This is a genomic window from Chitinophaga sp. (genome assembly GCF_035564935.1).
Taxonomy (GTDB): Bacteria; Bacteroidota; Bacteroidia; order Chitinophagales; family Chitinophagaceae; genus Chitinophaga.
Genome location: NZ_DATMTE010000519.1, coordinates 1 through 5,008 on the forward strand (window position 1 = coordinate 1; position 5,008 = coordinate 5,008).

6 protein-coding genes are annotated in these 5,008 nt (G+C 49.7%); 4 read left to right on the forward strand and 2 right to left on the reverse strand.

What is annotated here, in order from left to right:
* The first annotated feature begins 65 nt into the window (after nucleotides 1–65).
* Nucleotides 66–200 carry a hypothetical protein gene (locus tag VN105_RS13160; protein ID WP_325641576.1) on the forward strand — a complete coding sequence of 45 codons (135 nt, stop codon included), beginning with the start codon at nucleotides 66–68 and terminating at the stop codon, nucleotides 198–200.
* A 63-nt stretch (nucleotides 201–263) separates the two neighbouring features.
* Here VN105_RS13160 and VN105_RS13165 read toward each other — a convergent pair whose 3' ends face one another.
* On the reverse strand, nucleotides 264–830 hold the full coding sequence (locus tag VN105_RS13165) for an AAA family ATPase (protein WP_325641578.1): 567 nt from the start codon (nucleotides 828–830) through the stop codon (nucleotides 264–266).
* A 336-nt stretch (nucleotides 831–1,166) separates the two neighbouring features.
* Between VN105_RS13165 and VN105_RS13170 the strand changes: the two genes are divergently transcribed.
* Entirely contained in the window at nucleotides 1,167–2,315 is a 1,149-nt protein-coding gene (locus VN105_RS13170; protein WP_325641580.1) for a HAMP domain-containing sensor histidine kinase, read from the forward strand.
* Here VN105_RS13170 and VN105_RS13175 read toward each other — a convergent pair.
* Nucleotides 2,308–2,673, reverse strand: a complete 366-nt coding sequence (locus VN105_RS13175) for a helix-turn-helix domain-containing protein (RefSeq protein ID WP_325641582.1) — start codon at nucleotides 2,671–2,673, stop codon at nucleotides 2,308–2,310. The genes VN105_RS13170 and VN105_RS13175 overlap by 8 nt on opposite strands.
* Before the next feature lie 133 nt (nucleotides 2,674–2,806).
* On the opposite strand from VN105_RS13175, the gene VN105_RS13180 reads away from it, so the two are divergent.
* Nucleotides 2,807–3,700 (forward strand): NAD(P)-dependent oxidoreductase, encoded by an 894-nt coding sequence (locus tag VN105_RS13180; protein WP_325641584.1) that lies wholly within the window; start codon nucleotides 2,807–2,809, stop codon nucleotides 3,698–3,700.
* Between the two features lie 151 nt (nucleotides 3,701–3,851).
* Nucleotides 3,852–4,988, forward strand: a complete 1,137-nt coding sequence (locus tag VN105_RS13185; RefSeq protein ID WP_325641586.1) for a VCBS repeat-containing protein — start codon at nucleotides 3,852–3,854, stop codon at nucleotides 4,986–4,988.
* Nucleotides 4,989–5,008: the final 20 nt, after the last annotated feature.

The following is a 5,008-nucleotide window of genomic DNA, read 5'->3' on the forward strand; positions in this document are numbered from 1 at the left end:
ATTAATCAGGTGCTGCCGTTATTCTTTATCCTATGAAATATTGTTTATGACTCAACCTGCCCGCGGTGTCTCTGCTGCTGTTTATACCGGTTTGTATCAGTATTGTTGCTTCGGGGCAGTCGATCTACCTTCATCCATACGCTGCCGCCAATGGCCAGGCCAGTTATATTGATCCCTGCGTACAGTTTATTTTCCTGTGATAACGAAGGGCTATTTTAAAGTAGTTAAGAAGCATACAGGAAGATAATATATTTTACTATCGGTTATTTCCCCCAACGGGAGATCGTATCCAGCATAAACGCTGCCCTTTCCTGCACCGTTGTTTCAGGTAGCTGAACCAGCCTGTATTCCAGCCGGCTGTACACTTTTACCATGCTTTCATAAGTAAGCACTGCTTCTTCAAAAGATTGTTTACGTTCTTTATCCTGTTCATAAATGGACAGCCACGGCGGTGTAATAAACACCGTTTCATTGAACCTGTATGAGGCGGCCGCCCGGTACATCTCCTGCGGTACCGGCAACCCGCAAAGCTCGAGGTACCCGATGGTATCTGCAATGCCCCTGTCAAAAAATACAAACCCATTTCCGTCAGGCTGCATGCGGTAGTCGCGCAGCGACTGCTCAAACATCAGCCATGCAAACGCCTCCCGGTCGGCCCATGGCAACGCCTGTCCGCCTGCCGCTACCTGCTGCCGTATAATGTCCCGTCCTGTTTCCGGCACTATAGCATATCCCTGTTCACCGAGCGCGGTTATAACAGCGGTTTTGCCCATACCCGGCCCACCCGTAACAATAAAAAACCGATCCCTGGTAATTTTATTCATCTTCATAAAATAAATTAAAAATTAAAAACTCCACCCTCCGCTGCATTAAAAACAAAATCAGTGTAATCAGCATAATCCTGCGTCCGACAAAATCAGCTGCATGAAAAAGAAGGGAATAAAGAGAGTTGAAAAAAACAACCGTTATGGAGTATCTTTGCGGTATCTATGCCGCAGGGAGTCAAGGAATTTCTATACCGTTCAGTTGAGTATCACTGGAACAACATTGTCAATGTTGGCATACATCCTGCTATGCCTTATATAGAATCCAGGCGCACAAAGTTATTAAATTTACTTTCATTACCCTGTATTCCCTGCATGTTTTTTTATTGCGTGGTAAATTTAATGCAGGGCCGCTACCTCCTGGCGGGGCTGAACGCCACTACTACCTTTATTTGTATACTGGTATTGATTTTCCATAAATACCGGAAATACCTCAGCGCCAGGCTGGTGCTTATTTGTACCAGTATCCTGATCTATACGTTTACCGGTGTTTATTTCCACAACGGCGCAGAATATTTTTTACTGAACATTCTTTTTATCGTTATCCTGATCTACGATAATAAGTGGATAGTAGGTACGCTGAGCCTGCTGGTGATCACGGCATTTATGCTGATCATATTTATGCCGCAATCGTGGTACCTGGCGCCGCCCGTACCTGTAGAAAGGATTTGGGGGAACGTGGCAGTATCATTACTGTTCATTGTAGTGGCGCTCAGTTTTTTTAAGCACGTCCAGTCGGATTACCAGCGGGAAATTGAGCAGCAGCAACAGGCGCTGGTATCCATGAACAAGGATAAAGAGAAACTTTTTTCTATTGTGGCGCACGATATCCGCAGTCCGTTGGCTACACTGGAAAGCCTGCTGGATATGTTCCGGAGAGGACAGTATCCCCGCAATGACATGGAAGAAGCGGCGGATGTGCTGCATAAAAAAGTATCGCAGCTGGGTATTACGCTCGATAATGTGCTGCGTTGGAGTACCCGCAGCATGAAAGGGATCCAGACCCGGCGCAGAGATTTTTTACTGGCCCCGGTGGTAACGGAGGTACTGCATTTTTTTGAAGGGATTATACAGCAAAAGCAGATCAGGATAGACTTGCAGATACCGGTGACTGCCGCTTTGTATGCGGACCGCGACCAGGTATCGGTGATCCTCCGCAACCTCTTCAGCAATGCGCTGAAATTCAGTTATCCCGGCGGTAACATCGAACTGGTGGCAGATGTAACGGAGGAAGTGGTGATCACTATTACCGACCACGGCATGGGCATGTCGGCGCAGCAGCTCAGTACACTGTTTACCTCTCACCAGTACCCGGGTTATGGTACGGACGGGGAACGCGGTACCGGTCTTGGCCTGCTGCTTTGCCGGGAGTTCGCAGAACAGAATGGGGGTGTAATTGAAGTGAAAAGCCTGCCGGAGAGCGGTACAAGTTTTACGTTGCATTTTATGAAGGGCGACTTCTCCCCGGAAGATGACGCCGCTTTCAACTGAAGGGCTGTTGCAGGGCGTGCTGCATACGTATTATATGCCCGCGGTGATGAACCCCCCATTGGTCAATAGCGGCAACAACAGGCAGTATACTTTCTCCTGTGTGTGTAAGATAATATTCCACTTTCAGCGGGGTGCCGGGATAGCTCTTTTTATATACCATCCCATACTCTTCCAGTTCCCGCAACTGCATATTGATCACTCTCGGCGCGGCAGTATTGATGGCGGTGTGCAGCTCACTGGGCCTGCGGATCCCTTTGCTGATGCTGTCCAGTATACAGGCTTTCCATTTCCCGCTCAATACTTTCATGCTCACGTTAATACCGCATTCCAGGTCTTCAGGTATTTTTCTCTCGTACATATACAGGTGATTAGATCACAATTTTAAAGAATTATTGGCGGACAGGGAACAAAGATTCCCGCAGGGAATAATTTTTCCCTTATTTTTTCTACGCAGCGTTCTGCGGAGCTTTGTGTCATAAAATGATGAATGTATGATAACAACGATCAACAAGCAAAACGCAGTTACCCTGATTGGTTTGGGCGCAATGGGTATTACACTGGCAAAACTTTTACTCGCCGCAGGACATAAGGTGACCGTATGGAACCGCAGCCCGGAGAAGGCCGCTGCACTTACCCGTGAAGGAGCAGTACCGGCGCCGGATGCAGCTACCGCTGTTGCCGCCAGCCCGGTCACCGTGATTTGCGTTTACAACCACGCCGCCACCATGGCTATACTGGATACCCCGGAGGTAAAAGCTGCCATTAAAAACCGTGCATTATTACAACTCACTACTATCAGCCCGGCGGAAGCCCGCTTTACGGGCGAGTGGGCGGAGGCTAACGGCGCCGCCTATATGAATGGCGCCATCCAGGCAGCCCCTTCACAAATGGGCCGCGCCGATACGCCGATCCTGCTGTCTGGCGCAGCTGATGTGTACAAGTTACTAATACCCGTACTCAGGGTGTTTGGTGGCGGCATCACTTATCTCGGCGCTGGTATCAGCGCCGCGCCCACTATGGACCTGGCCACCCTGTCCTACATCTACGGATCAGTGATCGGCTTCCTGCACGGGGCAAGGATCACGGAAGCGGAAGGGTTGGGAGTAGATCAGTACGCCGCCATTGTAGCAGGGATTACACCAACTTTTGGCGCCTTCCTGCAACATGAAGGCAACATGATCCATACTAATAACTTTGCCGTAACGGAAAGCCCTATGCGTATTTCCATTGAGGCTACAGCGCGACTGGAAGCCACTGCCCGTGAAGCCGGTATCAATTCAGATTTCCCCGCCTTTGCCGCGGCACTGTTCAAAAAGGCCGGTGCAGCAGGCTATGCAGATGAAGAAGCGGCAGCGCTGATCAAAGTTTTGCGCCATCCTGCCTGAGCTGGTTTTTATTTATAGTTGCCTTTTAAAAAAAGGCGCTATGCATCCTGGTGATTGAAGATGTGCAAAGGGTAGCGGAGTCAGGACACTACAGGACAGTTTATTGCGGGTATTCACTATCTTGTTCTATTCCACGTTTTAACTGTTCAATATGAAAAAATACCTTGTTCCTGTTGCCGGTTTAATGCTGCTTGCTGTTACAGCGGCTGGCCAGGCCGCCAAAGGCCCGGCGCCGCTGAAGTTTGAGAAACGGTTCATCGCAGCAGAGAGTTATGAATCAGTAGCCGTAATGGATGTTAATAATGATAAGGTGCCGGACCTGGTATCCGGCGCGTACTGGTATGAAGGCCCGGCTTATTTCACGCGGCATTACATTGGCCCGGTAAAACAATTCGGCGAATACTGGGACGACTTCTCCACCATCCCGTTTGATGTGAACGGCGACGGCCGGATGGACTACATCACCGGCGGCTGGTTTGGCAAAACCCTGGTATGGAAGGAAAACCCCGGCAACGATTCGGAATGGAAAGAACATGTGATAGCCACTCCCGGCAATATTGAAACTACCCGCGCCTGGGACCTGGACGGCGACGGTATACCGGAAATAGTTCCCAATACGCCTAATGACCCGCTGGTGGTATACCACCAAACAAAAGGCAGCGCCACCTTCACGGCGCATAAAATACTGGATCGCAAATCAGGCCACGGCCTGGGTTGCGGAGACATTAACGGCGACGGCCGTACGGACCTGGTAGTACCCGAAGGATGGCTGGAAGCACCCGCCTCGCCCTACAGCGCCGCATGGACGTTTCACCCCGGGTTTAACCTGGGCACCGCCAGCGTACCCGTAATAGTGGCGGATGTAAATAAAGACGGGCTGCCTGATCTGATTGCAGGGCAGGGGCATGATTACGGGCTCGACTGGTACGAGCAGAAAAAAGATCCCAAAACAAATAAACGGCAATGGATCAAACACGCCATCGATCCTTTCAATTCACAATATCATACCATGCTGTGGGAAGATATAGATGGAGATGGGGAGCCGGAACTGGTAACCGGCAAACGTTACCGCGCACACAACGATCATGATCCGGGCTCTGATGATCCCTGCGGTATCTACTACTTCAAATGGAACGGCAACTCATTTACCAAACAGGTGATCAGCTACGGATCAAAAGGAGCGGGGTTGTATTTTGTAACACACGACCTTACCGGCTCCGGCAAAAAAGATGTGATAGTAGCCGGTAAAGATGGATTGTTTATCTTCTTTAATAAAGGTAACAGGTAATATCATCACCTGCTGCCTGC